General features: G+C 36.1%; 15 protein-coding genes. 5 read left to right on the forward strand and 10 right to left on the reverse strand.

All coding sequences use genetic code 11. The features are described from left to right. Positions 1-9 precede the first annotated feature (9 nt). Together CRV04_RS06965 and CRV04_RS06970 are read right to left on the reverse strand one after the other, a co-directional pair. Positions 10-1,845 carry a histidine kinase dimerization/phosphoacceptor domain -containing protein gene (locus CRV04_RS06965; RefSeq protein WP_228126505.1) on the reverse strand — a complete coding sequence of 612 codons (1,836 nt, stop codon included), beginning with the start codon at positions 1,843-1,845 and terminating at the stop codon, positions 10-12. Then, positions 1,829-2,563, reverse strand: coding sequence for a response regulator (locus CRV04_RS06970; protein WP_128996116.1), 735 nt, complete (start codon positions 2,561-2,563; stop codon positions 1,829-1,831). The genes CRV04_RS06965 and CRV04_RS06970 overlap by 17 nt, the downstream gene beginning before the upstream one ends. A 308-nt stretch (positions 2,564-2,871) precedes the next feature. Between CRV04_RS06970 and CRV04_RS06975 the strand changes: the two genes are divergently transcribed. From CRV04_RS06975 to CRV04_RS06995, 5 genes are all read left to right on the forward strand, one after another. Then, on the forward strand, positions 2,872-4,875 hold the full coding sequence (locus CRV04_RS06975; RefSeq protein WP_128996117.1) for a TonB-dependent receptor domain-containing protein: 2,004 nt from the start codon (positions 2,872-2,874) through the stop codon (positions 4,873-4,875). Between the two features lie 73 nt (positions 4,876-4,948). After that, the gene (locus CRV04_RS06980; protein ID WP_128996118.1) at positions 4,949-5,206 is read left to right on the forward strand and encodes a hypothetical protein; all 258 of its coding nucleotides are present in this window, start codon (positions 4,949-4,951) and stop codon (positions 5,204-5,206) included. 9 nt (positions 5,207-5,215) lie between these two features. Next, the gene (locus CRV04_RS06985; protein ID WP_128996119.1) at positions 5,216-6,811 is read left to right on the forward strand and encodes a PepSY-associated TM helix domain-containing protein; all 1,596 of its coding nucleotides are present in this window, start codon (positions 5,216-5,218) and stop codon (positions 6,809-6,811) included. Further along, positions 6,808-7,128, forward strand: a complete 321-nt coding sequence (locus tag CRV04_RS06990) for a DUF3325 domain-containing protein (protein ID WP_128996120.1) — start codon at positions 6,808-6,810, stop codon at positions 7,126-7,128. The genes CRV04_RS06985 and CRV04_RS06990 overlap by 4 nt, the downstream gene beginning before the upstream one ends. A gap of 12 nt (positions 7,129-7,140) precedes the next feature. Then, complete coding sequence (locus tag CRV04_RS06995; RefSeq protein ID WP_128996121.1) at positions 7,141-7,950, forward strand: DUF4198 domain-containing protein; 810 nt, start codon at positions 7,141-7,143, stop codon at positions 7,948-7,950. Between the two features lie 31 nt (positions 7,951-7,981). Here CRV04_RS06995 and CRV04_RS07000 read toward each other — a convergent pair whose 3' ends face one another. The 8 genes from CRV04_RS07000 to CRV04_RS07035 all read right to left on the reverse strand — a co-directional run bounded on the left by CRV04_RS07000 (position 7,982) and on the right by CRV04_RS07035 (position 17,490). Continuing rightward, positions 7,982-9,193 (reverse strand): ABC transporter permease, encoded by a 1,212-nt coding sequence (locus CRV04_RS07000; RefSeq protein ID WP_128996122.1) that lies wholly within the window; start codon positions 9,191-9,193, stop codon positions 7,982-7,984. Beyond that, positions 9,193-9,897, reverse strand: coding sequence for an ABC transporter ATP-binding protein (locus CRV04_RS07005; protein ID WP_128996123.1), 705 nt, complete (start codon positions 9,895-9,897; stop codon positions 9,193-9,195). Before CRV04_RS07005 ends, CRV04_RS07000 begins: the two co-directional genes overlap by 1 nt. Further along, the gene (locus tag CRV04_RS07010) at positions 9,894-11,147 is read right to left on the reverse strand and encodes an efflux RND transporter periplasmic adaptor subunit (RefSeq protein WP_128996124.1); all 1,254 of its coding nucleotides are present in this window, start codon (positions 11,145-11,147) and stop codon (positions 9,894-9,896) included. The genes CRV04_RS07005 and CRV04_RS07010 overlap by 4 nt, the downstream gene beginning before the upstream one ends. Before the next feature lie 3 nt (positions 11,148-11,150). Then, a complete protein-coding gene (locus CRV04_RS07015) occupies positions 11,151-12,344 on the reverse strand; it encodes a TolC family protein (RefSeq protein ID WP_128996125.1) in 1,194 nt (397 codons plus the stop codon). A 144-nt stretch (positions 12,345-12,488) separates the two neighbouring features. Beyond that, positions 12,489-14,093 (reverse strand): cation:proton antiporter, encoded by a 1,605-nt coding sequence (locus CRV04_RS07020; RefSeq protein ID WP_128996126.1) that lies wholly within the window; start codon positions 14,091-14,093, stop codon positions 12,489-12,491. Further along, positions 14,093-16,216 (reverse strand): DEAD/DEAH box helicase, encoded by a 2,124-nt coding sequence (locus tag CRV04_RS07025; RefSeq protein WP_128996127.1) that lies wholly within the window; start codon positions 16,214-16,216, stop codon positions 14,093-14,095. Before CRV04_RS07025 ends, CRV04_RS07020 begins: the two co-directional genes overlap by 1 nt. A 6-nt stretch (positions 16,217-16,222) precedes the next feature. Beyond that, entirely contained in the window at positions 16,223-16,642 is a 420-nt protein-coding gene (locus CRV04_RS07030; RefSeq protein WP_128996128.1) for a bactofilin family protein, read from the reverse strand. Further along, a complete protein-coding gene (locus CRV04_RS07035; protein ID WP_128996129.1) occupies positions 16,585-17,490 on the reverse strand; it encodes a M23 family metallopeptidase in 906 nt (301 codons plus the stop codon). The genes CRV04_RS07030 and CRV04_RS07035 overlap by 58 nt, the downstream gene beginning before the upstream one ends. Positions 17,491-17,492: the final 2 nt, after the last annotated feature.

The raw sequence follows: 17,492 nt of genomic DNA on the forward strand, positions 1-17,492 counted from the left end.
TTAAAACGTTTAAGCGTTTTGAAACTCTCCTGTAATCGTAAATTTCGCACCCTTATCATACTCATACACAATCTTTCCAAAGAGTTGATGGCGAACAATCGTACTCATCAATTTAAGTCCCAAGGTGTTATTTTGTATCTCTTCAAAACTCTTTTGCAACCCTTTTCCATTATCATGTATGGTCATAATTAACTGCTCATTTTCTTCACAAATAGAGATAAGCAGTGTAGGAGAAGGATTCTCTTTAAATGCATATTTAAAAGCATTGGTTACAAGTTCATTCAGAACCAAACCAAATGGCATCGCTTTTTCAATGTTCATTTGAAGTGCATTCATGACAATATCAACTTTCACCTCTTTATTCATATCATAGGTACGTGCAATGGCTTGAACCAAATCTATCACATACTCTTTAAAGGGGATGTCGTTGATATTGGATGACTCATAGAGTTTTCGATGCAGTAACTCCATGGTAAAGATTCTCTCTTGAATCTCTATTAAGACTTTTTTGGTTTTAGAATCTTGCACCTCTTCTTCTTGAAGTTCGAGTAATCCTATGGTTAACGCCAAATTGTTCTTCACACGGTGATGAATCTCTTTGAGTAATATCTCTTTCTCTTTTAAAGATTTACTGATCTCTTTGGTTTTCTCTTCCACTTTTTTATCCAAGGTTTGTATGCTGTTTTCAAAGCGATCCAACATCGAATCAAACGCTTGACCTAAAATACCAATGTCATCTTCTCCTTTAACATGACTTCTTATATTCTTACTTCCTTGATTGACAAGCAGTGCTGTTTTGGTAATGGTATCGACTTTTGTAAACGCTTTTTTAAATAAAAACAGAATAATCAAAAAACTCAACCCAATGGCAATGAGTGTCTCGGTTAATAAAAAAGAGAGCCCTGCATTGTTGCGTTGTTGTATCTCTTTTTTATCAATCGTGTGTGCTAAAAAGAAGTACTGCCCTTTTGCATTGTTTGAAAGGTTGATGATCCACGTTAAAACTCTGCGCCCTTCAATCTCATGCTCAATGGGTTCATTCTGTTTTGCATTTAAGATATTTTGCAAGGATAGATTTCCCGTTGGGATATTGCGTACATTGGATAACAAACTGACCGTGTATCGCTCTTTTCTTCGTTGTTCATTTTGCATATATAGAGGCTCATCCATTTGACTTTTCATACGATTATTGACCCAAAAGAGTGCTGTTTGTGTACTTGGAAGCGTTGAGTCTTCTAAAAGTTTGGTGTGGATATGAGCTTTAAGACTCTTTTCAAAAGGGCCATGCCCTTTGTTTAACTCTTGTCGTGTACATGCCATACTGAGTGTGATATTTTGTGCAGGAAAAAATGTATTATAAAAATAGTACTTCTTGTTTTTATATGTTTTGTTCAGTTGGCTTGATTCTACTTCTAGCCATTGATTTAAAACATCTTTTTGATTGTAGTGAAATCTTTGTGTTTGAGACTCCAAACTCGTTGTCTGATTGCACAGACTCAACACTTTATTTTGGGAAAAACGCTCTAAAACTTCTTCAAGGCTTTTGTTCTGTGATTTGCTCTTTAATGTAAGCAGTTCAAGAGCAATCTTTTGTCGGTTTAAATCCATCTCTAACTGCGCTTGCATTTTAATTGATTTTCCCGTCATGGCAAACTGGTTTGTAATAATACCCAAGGTTCGACTCACATAATCAACCACCTCTTTTTCATTTTTGGCTTGAATTTTAGGCAGTGTCAAAATGGCCCGAATAATTGAGAACATCACAATGATAATAAAAAAAGCAAAAATAACCTTGGTTGTAAAGGAGTAGTTTTTCAGACGAAAGAGATTAATGATTTTTTCCAAACAGTTTTATCCTATATCCCTCTTCATACAAATTCTCAAAAGGATTACACCCCAATTTATTTTTCAAACGATAAATCAAAGAGCGCAGTTTTGATAAATCGTACACATCCTCTCGCCATATATAGTTAAAAATAGCATCAAAACTCAAAATTTCGCCTGGGTTATTTGAAAGAATTTCAAAAAGTTTTTTCTCGTTTTTTGTCAGTTTTATGATTTCATTGTCGTTGTAAAGTTCAGAATTACAACGGTCAAACTTTAAATTTTCAGTTATTTTTATAAACTTCTCTTTTTTACAAGCAAAGAGTTGTTTGTTTTTAAAAAAGAATTGATGTTTATGCATAACCGTGCTGATGGCGACTTTAAGCTCTTCTTTTCTACAAGGCTTTATTAAATACGCATACGGTTCAGACTCCATTGCTTTACTTAGAATATTGTCGTTATAGTATGAAGTTAAAAAAATAATGGGTATATTATAGTTCTTCCATAAATAGTTTGCCACATCAATGCCTGTTTTTGTTGAGTTTAAATTAATATCAATGATAGCGACATCAGGAAAGTTATTTTGTACATGCATGATGGCTTTGTCATGAGAGTTGGCAATGCCACTCACATTTAATCCCAACTTTTTGAGTTTTAATTCCATGGCCATGGCAAGAATGGGTTCATCCTCTACTACCAACACATCAAAGTCTCGATTTGCTATTAGATTCGTTGACAAAAAGTCTTCCTTTTTATTTAATTTTGATAATCATATTCAGTATTATATATAATTTTATTTAAATTTTCCCTAAATATTAAATATCATTTTTCTATCATTATATTTATATAGAATCTCTTTTGAATAGTTTTAAACTCCTAATATTCACAACTTAGAGCTATTCTTTAATATATTAAATAAGATGCAGCTGTGCCGTAACAGTTGCATCTTATTTTTTCTCTCTTTTTAATAATGATTATCATAATATCATTTTTTAATCATTTTTTATCAATACAATACCATCATCAAAAATTAAATGGAGAGAGTTTATGAATTTAAAAAAAAGTCTATTATCATTGGCTGTTATTGCATCATTACATTCAGTATATGCAGATGAAACTGCTAAGATGGGAGAAGTCATCGTTGTCAGTGCTGCTGGTTTTGAACAAAATATTACCGATGCTCCTGCAACCATTACGGTTATTTCAGGTGAAGAACTGCAAAAGAAGTCATACACAGACGTTGCGGATGCGTTAAAAAATGTACCGGGTGTCTTTGTTGATGGAGGTGGTGCCAATCAATCAATCATCATGAGAGGAATGGCAAGTGACTATACACTGTTCTTAATTGATGGACGACCAATGCAAAATGCAGACGCATTTACTCCAAACGGGAATCTACGAGGAGTTCAAATGAACTTCTTACCTTCAGTTGAAAACATTGAACGAATTGAGATTGTAAGAGGACCTGCTTCATCTTTATATGGTTCAGATGCAATGGGTGGGGTGATTAATATCATTACAAAGAAAAACATCAATAAAACTTCTGCTGGAATCACCTATGAATATATTGCAGCTGATTCGTCTAATGATATCAATAATGATGGTATGAATACCACCATGTACATCAACACTCCATTGATTGATAACCTTTTATCATTGTCATTAAATGGCTCATACAACTACACTGAAGAGAGTGATTATCAAGCCAATAACACCGAAAGTGCAGGAAGTGACCCTGAGTATAAAAAGAAAAACTTAGGAGTTAAATTTACATTAACACCCGATGAATACAACACCCTTACACTTGGGTATATGTACAATAAACAAGAGCGTTACTACAATGTAGGTGGAAGTTTATCTGAATTGGACTCACGAGGAAATCCACAAGATGACAGAAGTTACATCTCATATAAAGAGAACTACTACTTAACGCATGATTATCGAGTAAAAAATTACAGCATCAGTTCATATGTGAACTATGATGAAGCACGAAACCCTTCACGAACCAATGCCACAACGGGAAATGGTATTGAAGCAGATACCTTAACGTTCAATACACAAGGTACATACTTCTTTGAGAATAACGTTGCTACACTTGGTTTTAACTATAAAAAAGAGAATTTAGAAGATGGTGCAACGAGTGCTTTAAATGATGACATCGTAAAAATGGATGCTTATCAATATGCACTTTTTCTAGAAGATGAATGGGCCATCACAGACAGCCTTTCATTAACTGTGGGTGGTCGATTGGATAAAAATGAGTATTTTGGTACACATTTCAGTCCTAAAGCCTATGCTGTTTATCATATCAATGATGCATTCACGATTAAAGGTGGGGTAACAACAGGATATAAAACCCCAACACTACGAAACACTGCACCAAACTATGCTGCTGTTTCAAGAGGTGGGGTCAGTATTGGTAACCCTGATTTAGAACCAGAAGAGAGTGTCAACTATGAAGCAGCCATTGCTTACAACAATGATGACTTAGGTTTCAACTCAACACTGACGGTGTATCAAACTGATTTTAAAAACAAAATCACACGGTCAGATTATGTGTGTGCTAAAAATGCCCCTTGTACTTATAATGGTGTAACGTATGACCCACATCAATATGGGTATAAAGTTCGAATCAATGTTGATGAAGCAGAGATTAGAGGGGTAGAATTAACGACTGATTACTATATCACTTCAGCCTTAAAATACCGACACAGTTATACCTACACAGACTCTGAGCAAAAAACAGGTGACAGTGCTGGTGAACCCTTAAACGATATCTCTAAACACATGTTCAATGTTGGTTTAGATTGGGAAGTGACCAACAAACTCGATATGTGGACACAAGTGAATTATCGAAGTCATACTGCTAAGGAAGAGGATGGTGACCCATCATACACACTGGCTGACTTAGGTTTGGTTTATGACTTAGCAGAAAACTTAACAATCAGTGCTGGGGTATATAACCTTATGAACAAAGAGATCAACCGTGATGAATACAGCATGGTATTAGATGGAAGACGTTACAGCGTTGCTATGCAAATGAAATTCTAATTTTCTTAAACAGACAGAACTCTCTGTCTGTTGACACAAATTACTTATAACAAATTTTTTTATTGGAAGAACTATGTATATACAAAAAATTTTATCTGCAAGCGTGGGAGGCTATTTGCTCTCTTCTCTTGTTACGGTAACACTGGTCCACCTTTTACCTTTTACAAATAAAGCAGAAAGTGTTGTCTTTGCATCCATGCTCTCGTTTGTTCTTTGGTTGCTTTTTGTTCTTTATACTTTCAGCCGTGTCAATGCCAACTCTTTATTGATTCGTATGATTGTGGCCTGTGCTTTGCTGTTTTCTTTAAACACTTACTTAGAATCGGTATAAGGAGACCGTATGGAACAAAGTTTTAGACAATCAATGCGTTGGTTACACACGTGGAGTGGTCTGCTTGTTGGATGGCTTCTGTTTGCTGTTTTTGTGACAGGTACCAGTGCTTACTATAAGGATGAAACCACACTGTGGATGAAACCCGAACTACACTTTTCAAAAGAGTCTACCAAGAGTTTTGAAATCGCTCATCAAAAAGTCATAGAACTGGCACAACATCAAACAAATTTCTTCGTTACTTTGCCCAATGAGCGTTCCAACACCATCTCTGCTATGTGGAGAGAACAAGGTGAACAAGGAAGCAGAGGTCGGCGTGTTTATAAAAACTATGATGCCTCCACAGGAGAAGAACTGATCTCCAGAGAGACTGCAGGTGGACACTTCTTATATCGATTCCATTTTGAACTTTACAACATGCCAAGACATCTTGCACGTTGGATTGTGGGAATTGCTACCATGTTTATGTTTGTGGCCATTATCACAGGGGTAATTATACATAAACGTATTTTTAAAGATATGTTTTTATTTCGACCTAAAAAAGGGGTTCGAAGCTGGATGGACGTCCATATTTTGCCTGCCGTGGCAGCACTTCCTTTTCATATTATGATTACTTATTCTGGTCTTCTTTTGTTTATGCGTTTGATGATGCCTTGGGGAATGGATGCAGCGTATAAAAATGATTTCAGAGCTTATCGAGCAGATATCACTCAACTGCAAACTCAAAACCTCAATCAAAGTGAGTCCGTAAAAAAACAAAGACCGGCTAAAAGAAAAGCACTCAAAGAGCAAAAACCTCAACAATTGACTCCTGAAACACTCAATACCATTTTACAAGAAGCACAGAGTTATTGGCCAAATAATATCGGAGGTTACTCCGTTTCTAAAACCAAAAGAGGCATTGAAGTACAAGTACGTCCAAAAGAGCAGTCAACTATTTTTAGCTTAAAATTTGAACGAGAGTATCTGGTATTTGATGGTCAAAGTGGTGAACTTTTAAAGAAAAATATCCCACCGACAACGCCAAGCAGTATCCTAAATACTCTCTATGTATTTGAGTCTTTACACCAAGCACGATTTGCAGACTCTGTATTACGGTTTCTCTTTTTCATTGCAGGTATAAGTGGATGTGTTTTAATAGGAAGTGGCCTCATTATTTGGGTTGTTAAACGAAAAAAGAAGTATGAACAAAAAAACAGCTTAGGGTTTACATTGGTTGAAAAACTCAACTTAGGAACCATTGTGGGTCTGTTTATAGGGATAGGTGCCTATTTTATTGCCAATCGACTCATCTCAGTTATGGCTGAAAGTCGTTCAAGTTTAGAGATAAAAGCCTTTTTTATTACTTGGTTACTCAGTTATATCCATGCGTTTGTAAGAGAGACACGTCATGCGTGGATTGAACAACTCTATGCAACTGCCTTGATCTATATCAGCCTGCCTTTAATTAATGTTGTCATCTTAACACCAAGTTGGAAAGAGTTTGTAAGCAGGGACAGCATTGTGCACTATTTTGATATTTATTTTATTTTCAGTGCCATTGTTTTTATTCTGAGTGCTTATATTCTCTCTAAAAAATTCAATCTCAAAAAGGAGACCGTATGACAGCCATTGCAACTTCTGTTTTGTATGTTGGGTTTTTACTGCTATCAATGAGTTTAGAAAAACACTACAAGCAGATTTTAAACAAAGAGTTCACTCAAAAGTTTAAATATATTATTACTGCATTGGGGTATTTTTTTCTTCTTATCTCTTTTGTGCTCTATATTCAACAGTTTGGCTTTGGTTTAGGAGCCACCTATTGGGTTGGAGCACTTACGCCCATTGTTGTCTTTATAGCATTGCTATTGACTTACAGACCAAAACTCATACTCAAAATCTCTGCACTTGTATTGCTTTTGAGTATCGTATCAATTTTATAACAAAGGAAAATCATGAACATATCTAAAATAATTGTTGCTGGAACACTTACAGCAAGTAGTCTTTTTGCCCACTCACTTTGGGTAAATTCATTTAATTCAACAACACCAAAAGGTGGTCATACGACCGTTTCTATTGGATGGGGTCATCATCTTAGTATTGACGACTCGGTTCCAACAAAAATGAAGCTGAACTCATTTAACTTAATTGACCCTTCCAATCAAGCAATTGCTTTAGAAATGCCTTTAGAAAAAGTGGAGGAAATCTATAAAGATGCTCAACTGGCTATTTCAAAAAGTAATATGGCAATGCAAAAAATAAGTTTTCAAGAAAAGGCACTCAAAGGGACTTACAGTGTTGCTTTGGCAACTAAAACGGGGTATTTTACAAAATATATTGATATCAAAGGAAAAGAGCGTTTTAAACGTCTATCAAAAGATAAAATTACCGATGCAAAAAAGATTTTACAATCCAATCAAATCAATACTTTTGCAAAAAGCTATTTTGTGTTTAATCAATGGAGTGCACCAAAACCAGTTGGACACCCAATCGAACTAATACCAACCAATGACTTTACAACTATTAATCAAAGTGAAGGTGTTACGTTTGATGTTTTATTAGAAGGTAAGCCTTTAAGCAGTGGTTATGTTACTGCCAAAAGTGCATTAAATCCAAGAGCCAATGCTTTGTTTGCTCCAGTTAAAAAAGGAAAAGCTTCATTTGTTGTACCACACAAAGGTGTATGGATTTTCAATGTGACGCATAAAACTGAAAGTGATATAACTCATATTCAAAAAACTTCGGCTACTTTAAATATTCAATAAATCACAGTAGAAAGAGAAATCTTTCTACTGACTACTCATATCGTAACGCATCAATCGGATTTAATCTGGCTGCTTTTTTTGCAGGGAAATACCCAAATACCACTCCAATAATCGTCGAGAAGATAAATGAAATAACGATGATGGGCATGTTTAAAATAAAAGGCAGATCCATCATATTTACAACCCCTACTCCAATAAGTAAGCCTAACACAATCCCTATCATACCACCTAAGGTTGATAATACTACGGCTTCCACCAAGAACTGCAACAACACTTCATTCTCCATGGCACCGATGGCCAAACGCGTACCAATCTCTCTGGTTCGTTCTGTTACAGAAACCAACATGATATTCATAATGCCAATTCCACCAACAAGCAAAGAAATAGCTGCAATCGAGCCCAATAAATAAGTTAACATTTTCGTTGTGGATGTCATGGTTGAAAGTAAATCGGCCATATCTCGAATATGAAAATTATCATCCTCTCCTGGTTTTATAGCTCGTCTTTCTTGCATTAAAAGCGTGATGTCTGCTTTGGCTTGGTTGATATGCTCACTTTCATCAATGGAAATCAGTATGGAACTGATATCTTTATCTCCTTGGATTTTACGTTGAAACATCTTTAATGGCACGATAATGATTTCATCTTGGTCTCGTCCAAAAGCAGCGGCTCCTTTGGATTCTAAAACTCCCACAACCGTACACCCAAAACTGTTGAGTCGGATCTTGTTTCCAATGGGATTTGCATCTTCAAAGAGCTGTTTGACAATGGTCGTTCCCAAAATACACGAGGTTTGTCCAAAACTGAGTTCCGCTTCTTCAAATACACGCCCACTTTGTATGCCCCAATCTTTGATGATGAAATAATCATTGCTCGTCCCAACGACACTGGTGGCATAACTTTTATTGAGATAAATGGCATTCATGGTGCTACTGTTTTCAGCAGCAACTGCTTTAACATGAGGTATCTCACTTTTTATGACATTAATATCCTCTTCTTTAAAGGCTCGTGCACTGTTATCACCTCTTGGTTTTCCTCTTCGTTCTTGTCCCACACGTAAAGTCAACATATTTGTACCCAGTTTTGAAATACCCTCTTGTACATTCGCGGTTGTTCCATCACCGATCATCACCATAGAAATTACTGAAGCCACACCTATGACAATACCCAAAATTGTTAATATGGAACGCAATATATTTCTCTTTATCTCTTTGATTGCAATTAAAAATGCGTTGGTTAACATTATTTATTCCCTTTTTTCAGACTTTTTTCAATATGCCCATCTCTGAAGTAAACAATTCTGTCCGCATACGCAGCCATCTCCTCTTCGTGTGTCACCATAATAATGGTAATCCCTGAGTCTTTATTTAAGACCTTTAATAAATTCATAATCTCCACACTTTTAATACTGTCCAAGTTTCCGGTGGGTTCATCTGCTAATAGAATCAATGGATTACTCACAATTGCTCGTGCAATCGCCACACGCTGTTGTTGCCCTCCTGAAAGCTCAGCAGGCGTATGCTTTACAACACTTTCTAAACCTACTTTTTTTAAGGCTTCATACGCCATCTCTTTCCTTTGCTCTACAGGAATGCGTCTATAAATAAGAGGCAATTCCACATTCTCTAAAGCACTGGTACGTCCTAAAAGATTAAAACCTTGAAAGACAAACCCAATGTAGTTTCTGCGTATAAGTGCCATTTGATTTCGGTTGAGTTTTTCAACATGCAAACCATCAAAAAGGTATTCTCCACTTGAAGGAGAATCCAAACACCCTATCATGTTCATAGAAGTGGATTTTCCGCTTCCACTTGCACCCATGATGGCGACAAACTCACCTTGTTTGATAGAAAGACTCACCCTGTTTAAAGCAAATGTTTTGGCTTCATCTTTCCCATAGGTTTTAACAATATCTTTAAATTCTATGATGATTTTGGCTTCACTCATGAAGCGCTCTTTTGTGAGGTGATGACCTCATCACCTGCTTGAATCTCTTTGCTTTGAATACTGGTCATTTTTCCATCGGTTTCTAATACTTTTACACGAATTCTTTTGGGCTCAGCATTTTGCAATACATAAAGAAATTTGAAACTCTCTTTGCCAAGATCTTTGGGTTTTCTTGCAGGTCGATCCCGTTTTGGTGGACCTACAAAAGAGACTGACTTGCTCTCTTGCATATTGGTGGGTTTAAATCTCAATGCACTATTAGGTACTAACAGTGTGTTTTTCAGCTCTTTGGTGATAATTTTTGCAGATGCAGTCATCCCTGGTCGAAGAAGTAACTTCTCATTTTCAACCAATGCAACTGTCTCATAAGTAATCACCCCACTCTCTTCAATAGGATTAAACCGTACTTGTTTTATTTTTCCTTTGAAATTCTCTTTGGGGTAAGCATCCACGGTAAAGGTTACATTTAATCCCTCTTTAATATCTGCTACATCGGCTTCATCAATGCTGACGATTAAATCCATCTTTGAAAGATCTTTTGCTAAAGTAAAAAGTATTGGTGTAGACATGGAGGCAGCAACGGTTTGCCCTACTTCAACCGCACGATTGAGCACCAACCCATTGATTGAAGATTTGACAACGGCTTTTTCTAAATTCTCTTCATCGGTTTTAAGGTTATACTCTGCTTGCATCACACGTGCTTTTGCAGCCTCATAAGAAGCAATGGCACTCTCATATGAAAACTGTGCATCATCTACATCATTTTGAGAAGGATATTTTCCTTTAGATTGAGCAAACATCTTTTGGGTTCGATTCAAAAAGAGCTTTTTGTTTTTCACATTCACTTCGCTCTCTTTTAAATTGGCTTTTACTATTGAAAGAGAAGCTTTAGAACTGTCCACTTGTGCTTTGAGTTTCGTGGTATCAAGTTTTGCAAGTATTTGTCCTACAGTGACTTGGTCATTAAAATCAACATAAATCTCTTTAATCGTACCTGAAACCTCAATACCAATATCCACGCTGTTTGTAGGATTGAGATTCCCTGTGGCCATAACGGTCACTTGCATATCACCTTGAGTTACTTTTTGTGTTTCATAACTGATTTCATCATTGCTGTTCATATTTTTTAACACAAACCATAAAGCCAAAATCAAGCCCAGAACAAGTACGACCAAAATTTTTGCCGTAACTTTTTTCTTTTTTCCCTCTTGTTGGTACATATTCAACTGCTCTTGTAAATTAGAATCCATTGCTTAATCTGCCTTTACTTTAAAATATAGTTTTGCATACTCTTGTTGCATATTGATGCGATTGATTTCAATCCCATACTCATTAATCACTTGGGTATTTTTTAATATCTCTAAATCAAAATCAGAAGACATTCCTACCGCATTAGATGCTTGATTAACCTCTATTAAATCCCCATATAAGGCAATGTTCTCTTTAAGTATTTGGTTATACTCTCTGTAAGTATTAATTTTATTTAATGCCGCTTCAAACTCTTGTAAAAGTTCATTTTTTAAATCCATTCGAGTCACTTTTTGTTTGAGTATTTCTAAACGTGCTTTTTCAAGTGTAGGCTTTTTATTGATGTCATACAGAGGCATTGAAAGAGTCAATCCAAGAGAACCATCCGTACTGTCCTCTTTACGTTCATTGACCATCTCTTCATTATGCGTATAGGATGCTGAAGCTGAAAAACTCAATTTGGGTAAATAGTCTGTCTTTTGTTGGTTATAGGCTGTTTGAGCCAGTTGTATCAATGCATCTTCATAGAACAGGTCAATATGATTATTCAAATATGCTTTTTCATCAATAGCACTGAAATTCAACAATTGAATCTCTTCAAATTGCAATGTCGTATATTTTGACAACTCTATTTTTTGTTGTTTTAAAGAGTTTTGTAAATTGACATTTTGCTGTCGTTGGTTGTTTTTTGCCATGATGGCATCATTGAGTTCTGTAATATCACTGTTTCCATTCTCATACTGAATACGCTTTAATGTTAACTCTATTTCTGCATTTTCAAGCTCCACTCTGTTTTGTTTAAGCTCAATGTTCAATTTATTGATTTCTAACAATGTATTGTACAGTGAAAGCAAAATCTGCTTATTCTCATTCTCCCATGCCAGCAGATCTGATTTAAATTTGTCATTGGCATAATCAATGGTAAAGCCAATACCGCCTGATTCAAATACAGATTGTGAAAACCCAATAGAAACTGTTTTTCGCAGACTGTTGCTCTCTTCACTGAATGAGTGATTTCGGGTGATACTGCCACTCATCTTTACAGGAGATATCCAACTGTTTTTAGAAGCTTCATGCTCTTGTTCTAACATCTTTTTTTCTACTTCACGAAGTTCTTGTTTCTCTTTATTTAATAGACTTAAATCATCTGCACACAACAATGTGGTCAACAGACCCAATACGATAACTGTTCTTTTCAATCGCACTCCTTTTTCAATACGTTCATTATAAATAATTCTTTTAAACCATTCTTGAACACGATATTAACCACTTATTAACAAGATTAATATTTATAATTATTATCATTAATAAGACAAAAAAAAAGAGAGCTCAGCGCTCTCTTTTTAAAAAGTATTGGTCTCTTTAACCAATGCTTTGGCTATTTCAGAATTTTGTACGATGATGTGTTTAAGGTGAAGACCATCGAGTTCCTCTTTTTCTGAACATTTAGCCACTTTTACAATGGTTTTAATATTTTTGGTCAAATCATCAATCACTTCACAAATAAGGTGCAATTTTTCAGGGTTATCAATGGCCACAATAATTGCAGAAGCACGTTTGATTTTCACCGATTCCAAAATATGCTTTTGTACGGCATTTCCAAATAAAATTGGCTCGTTGGCATCTTTACCCTCTTCAAAATACTTCATATTGTGCTCAATGATAAAATACTCTTTGCCCTCTTTTTTTAACTCTTTTACAACCTCTTGCCCTAAATTACCATACCCAAGTACAATGACATGATTCTTCGTGTCTTCATCGACTTGCAAGGCATTGCAGATCATCATGCTGTCTTCAGGGATAATGCTTGCAGCCATTCGTGAAAGATTCTTTAACACCACAGGGGTTAAAATCATCGAAATCACAATCGTTACAATCAAAATTTGAGAGTGCGTGGGGTTAATTAAATGGTTGTTTCTGGCAAGTTCTAAAACAGCCAGTGAAAACTCTCCAATTTGCACCAAAGAAACCGCCGTTTTAAAAGCAACTCGTTTGGTGTCATCTATTCGCACGATGGTATAAATAATGATGTATTTTACAATGATTAAAATAGGCAATAAAATCAAGATTTTAAAGAAGTGTTCCCCAATCACTGCAAAGTTAATCTGCATTCCCACGGTGATAAAGAAAATCCCCAATAAGATATTTCTAAAAGGGGTTAAATCGGCTTCCACTTGATGTTTAAATTTGGTTTCTGCAATCATCATCCCTGCAACAAAAGCTCCCAGTGAGTGAGAAAAACCAAAATAGTGTGCTAAATATGAAGCCCCAATGGCCACAAACAAAACAGACGCCACAAAAAGTTCATCTGATTTTGACTTTGCCACATGTTCAAAGAAGGGCTCTAGCAGATATTTTCCACATAAAAAAAGAACCGTAATCAAAGCAAATGCTGCAACGGTAGTATGCAATACAATGCTGATAATGTTGTCATGCCCCGATGAAGAGAAAATCGAAATCATTAAAAGAATTGGGATAACCGCAATGTCTTGCATGATTAAAATCCCCAATACTCGTCGTCCATACGGTTTATTGATCTCTCTGGTTTCATTAAATGTTTTTAAAACAATAGCCGTTGAGGAGAGAGATAACGCCGCTCCAATGACCATGGAGGTTCTAAAATCAAGCCCTAATACATAATAACAAATGATATAAACAAAGGCTGTGGTGACGATGATTTGTAAAGAGCCCGTAACAAACACCTCTTTTTTCATGCGCATCAAAGAGTGAAAGGAGAACTCCAATCCAATGGTGAACATTAAAAAGACCACTCCAAACTCTGCAATCTCTTTTAAGTCATGGTTATTAACTGCATCATGCAGACCAAAGAGATAAGCAATAATGGTTCCAGTAATAATGTATCCAATAATTGTGGGTAAATGAAAACGTTTTAATAGTAAATTAACAACAATAGCAATGAATGTTGTTGTTACAATGATGCCCAACATCAAAATCCTTTCGTAAATTTATAATGCATCTGTTTGTATCCCTCTTTTCGTTTACTGAATGCAGAATTGAGCATTGCATTTTGAGAATCTAAAAAATCAATGGCCAAACACTCTTGACCGTCTCGCCCGATTCTACCCAAATATTGTATAAGTCTACCATAATATGAGATGGGCGTTGCAAAAATAATCGTGTTTAAATGAGGGAAGTCTATACCTTCTCCAAAAAAAGAAGTGGTGGCTAAAATGAGTTGATTCGATTTTACTGCATCCATGTTCTCTTGTTGCTCTTTTTTACTTAAATTCCCGTGCACGCTTAAGTAAGTCACTTGGTGTTCATCTAAGAGTTTTTCCAACTCACTGATGTGTTCAAGTCGGTCTGTTAAGACCAAAATGGAGCGCTCTTGATGCGCTTTAATTACTTGCACAATTTGAAGATTTCTCTCTTTATTCAGGCACAACTCTGTGATGATATTGGAGTAGTTGTCTAAGTTTGATTGAAAGGCAGTTCGCACCACTTCCACACGATTTAAAAAACTTTTTTTGGGTTTAAACTCATACGCCACATCGCCCAGTTGTTGAAACAAAATAGGTTCCAAACCATCTTTTCTTTTGGGTGTAGCACTCAACCCTAAGATGTATTTTCCTTTAAAAGTTTTAATGATTTGCTCGAAAGTAACTGCTGGGATATGGTGGCACTCATCGACAATCACAAACGAGTAGTTTTCTATGATTTCAGGTGCATTTTTCAAACTCTGCATGGTTGCCACGTCCAACACGCCATTGAGTCTGTTTTTTCCTTTTCCCAAATATCCTATCTCTTTTTTTGGCATGCCAAAGTACTCTTTAAAACGATCCATCCATTGATTTAATAGCATATTTTTATTCACCACAATCAAAGTCTTGCTTGCACGTTTTTCAATCATGGCTGCACCTATGAGTGTTTTTCCAAACCCTGGAGGTGCCACACAAATAGAGCAATCATAATTTAAAATGGCTGCTATGGCCTCCTCTTGCTCCTCTCTTAACGTGTACAAAATAGGAGGAAAATGGTGGGCTTCAAAGAAACGTCGGTCATCCACTTCATAACTCACACCGTGTTGGTTAAAATACTCAATGAGTGTTTGAAACAATCCTCGTGGAAGTTTTAAAAAATTCTTCTCCTCTTCAAAAGATTTAATCACACGAGGGGTGTTATACAAAGGTCGTCGAAGCCGAAGTAGCACTTGAACTTGTGGGTTATCAAACATCGCAAAGGATTTAAGCTTATTTAAAAAACTTTTAGAGAGATGTTTGGTATTGATATAGATAAAGTCATTTAAAAAAAGTTTCAAACCAAACGTGGGAAACTCCACATCCAAGTCTTCAAGTGCTTTTGGTTTTAACGCCTCTTCACTGGTTAAATGCTCAATTTCAATTCGTGAAAGTCGTTTGAGTTGTTGCAAGTATTGCCATTGATGTTCTAAGACTTTCATGGTCTTTACATCCAAGAAGATGGTTTTATGATGCTGTCGATGTTTTAAATGAAGTGGTAGAGGCAAAGCATCGCCCAAATTAGACGCATTGATAAATTCTTGTGAGGGGTAAATCTTAGCGCCCACATGCGCTTGTCGTAAAATCTTCTCAGCTAAAGCTCTGGCTCGTTTTGCTTCAATAGACGTACTGAAAAAAATCCACGCATGAATATCGGCATTGGCATTGCACTCAAAAGCTGCTTGAATATGCAAATGCTGTAATACTTTTTGCACTTTTGAGACATCTTGTTGTAAAAGTTGCAACACTACATAGGTGCAATTGTTTTCTGAAGTAATGGGATAGGTTGCTAACTCCTCTAACCCTCGTAAATGTTTCTCTATCATCTCGTTGGTTAAGGGCAGATAGTCTTCTCCTTTAAAGGTTTGTGTGACAGGAAAGTAATTCTGTTTGCTGCCATCTTGACTGATCCATTTACGAGCAAAAATAGTGGGATTTGATATAAACAGAGCTTTAAAAAGTTCTATTTTCTCTTCTTTGGAAAGCTCTTTTTTAGTATGAAAATTGAGTTGTTGCTCTAATGCTGCAATTTCATTTTCTATGGCCTCTTTTTGTGCATGAAGCTCGCTAAGACGCCGTTTTAACTCATTCATAAAGGATTATTGGTTGTTTGGGATTCTGCTTTTTATACTCTCTTGTAAATGAGCATACCGACTGCTGAGTGTGTAATTCTTCACTTTTCCTTGACCTTCAAAAAGACCTTTTGGTTCAATGGTCAAATGACGATATTTTAAATCTCCTCTTACTTTTCCATTGGCTAAGATTTCAATTTCATCGCAATCAATTTTACCATCGACATAACCATTCACAGAGAGATTTTCTGCTTCAATTTTACCGTAGAATTCTCCGGTTTTTCCAATAATCACATATTTGGCCATGGTAATCACCCCCTCAAATTTACCATCAATGTGAATGGTACCTTTAGTGGTCAAGCCCCCAATTAAATGGGTACCTTGTGGGATTACTGTTGCTCCAATTTGTTCTTGTGACCGTTTATCATTGCCACTAAAGATTCCCATTCTACTCTCCTTTGTTGTTGAAAGATGTTTTCATAGTTTTTAATGTTCCACTTAATAAAATGCCAAGGGTTTAAAATCTTCGTTGCATACTTAATTTCATAGTGCAAGTGTGGCCCTGTACTTCGTCCACTGTTTCCACTTAAACCAATGATTTGCCCCTTCCGTATTACATCTCCCACTTTTACTTTGGTTCGATTTAAGTGTGCATACACTGTCTCAAAACCGTAATTGTGTAAAACCATGACCACTTTTCCAAAACCACCTCGGTCTCGATTTTGTACATATTTTACGACTCCATCGGCTGTTGCATGTACGGGTGTTCTCATTTTAGCACGTAAATCGATCCCACGGTGGAATTTTTTGGTTTTAGTCACAGGGTGAATTCGGTACCCGTAACTGGCTGTAACATGAAAATCTGTTAAAGGGCTTCCACTTGGAATGATTTGCAACATAAAGGTCTTTTGCTTCATGTCCATTCGTGCTAAAGTGGCTCTTTGAATGAGTGTGGCTGTGTCATCCCCTTTGATACCAATGAGTTCTTCAATATCATCCAGTTTCGAACCCAACTCATCGATGTCTTTGATTTTATCTTTAATCTGCATTGAGTACATCGAGTTTTGAGCTTTAAGTTTATTCTCTCGCTCTTCTAAGATTTTGATTTTTTGTTCTTTTTCTTGTTTAATTTCGTCAATATCATCTTTGAGTGTTGAAATAAACCAAAAAGAACCTCCCAAAATCAAAAGAATTAAAGGAATGAGGATTTTGACACTCTTTTTTATAAACTGATGGACATTATAGGATTTGGTTCCATTAATATCCGATACGGTAATAATCAATCTGTTTTTCATAG

It is taken from the genome of Candidatus Marinarcus aquaticus (assembly GCF_004116335.1).
Lineage (GTDB): Bacteria > Campylobacterota > Campylobacteria > Campylobacterales > Arcobacteraceae > Marinarcus > Marinarcus aquaticus.

Coding starts and splice junctions, on each gene's coding strand:
- CRV04_RS06975 (WP_128996117.1), top strand. CDS start 2,872: ATGAATTTAAAAAAAAGTCTATTATCATTGGCTGTTATTGCATCATTA.
- CRV04_RS06980 (WP_128996118.1), top strand. CDS start 4,949: ATGTATATACAAAAAATTTTATCTGCAAGCGTGGGAGGCTATTTGCTC.
- CRV04_RS06985 (WP_128996119.1), top strand. CDS start 5,216: ATGGAACAAAGTTTTAGACAATCAATGCGTTGGTTACACACGTGGAGT.
- CRV04_RS06990 (WP_128996120.1), top strand. CDS start 6,808: ATGACAGCCATTGCAACTTCTGTTTTGTATGTTGGGTTTTTACTGCTA.
- CRV04_RS06995 (WP_128996121.1), top strand. CDS start 7,141: ATGAACATATCTAAAATAATTGTTGCTGGAACACTTACAGCAAGTAGT.
- CRV04_RS07000 (WP_128996122.1), bottom strand. CDS start 9,193: ATGTTAACCAACGCATTTTTAATTGCAATCAAAGAGATAAAGAGAAAT.
- CRV04_RS07005 (WP_128996123.1), bottom strand. CDS start 9,897: ATGAGTGAAGCCAAAATCATCATAGAATTTAAAGATATTGTTAAAACC.
- CRV04_RS07010 (WP_128996124.1), bottom strand. CDS start 11,147: ATGGATTCTAATTTACAAGAGCAGTTGAATATGTACCAACAAGAGGGA.
- CRV04_RS07020 (WP_128996126.1), bottom strand. CDS start 14,093: ATGTTGGGCATCATTGTAACAACAACATTCATTGCTATTGTTGTTAAT.
- CRV04_RS07025 (WP_128996127.1), bottom strand. CDS start 16,216: ATGAATGAGTTAAAACGGCGTCTTAGCGAGCTTCATGCACAAAAAGAG.
- CRV04_RS07030 (WP_128996128.1), bottom strand. CDS start 16,642: ATGGGAATCTTTAGTGGCAATGATAAACGGTCACAAGAACAAATTGGA.
- CRV04_RS07035 (WP_128996129.1), bottom strand. CDS start 17,490: ATGAAAAACAGATTGATTATTACCGTATCGGATATTAATGGAACCAAA.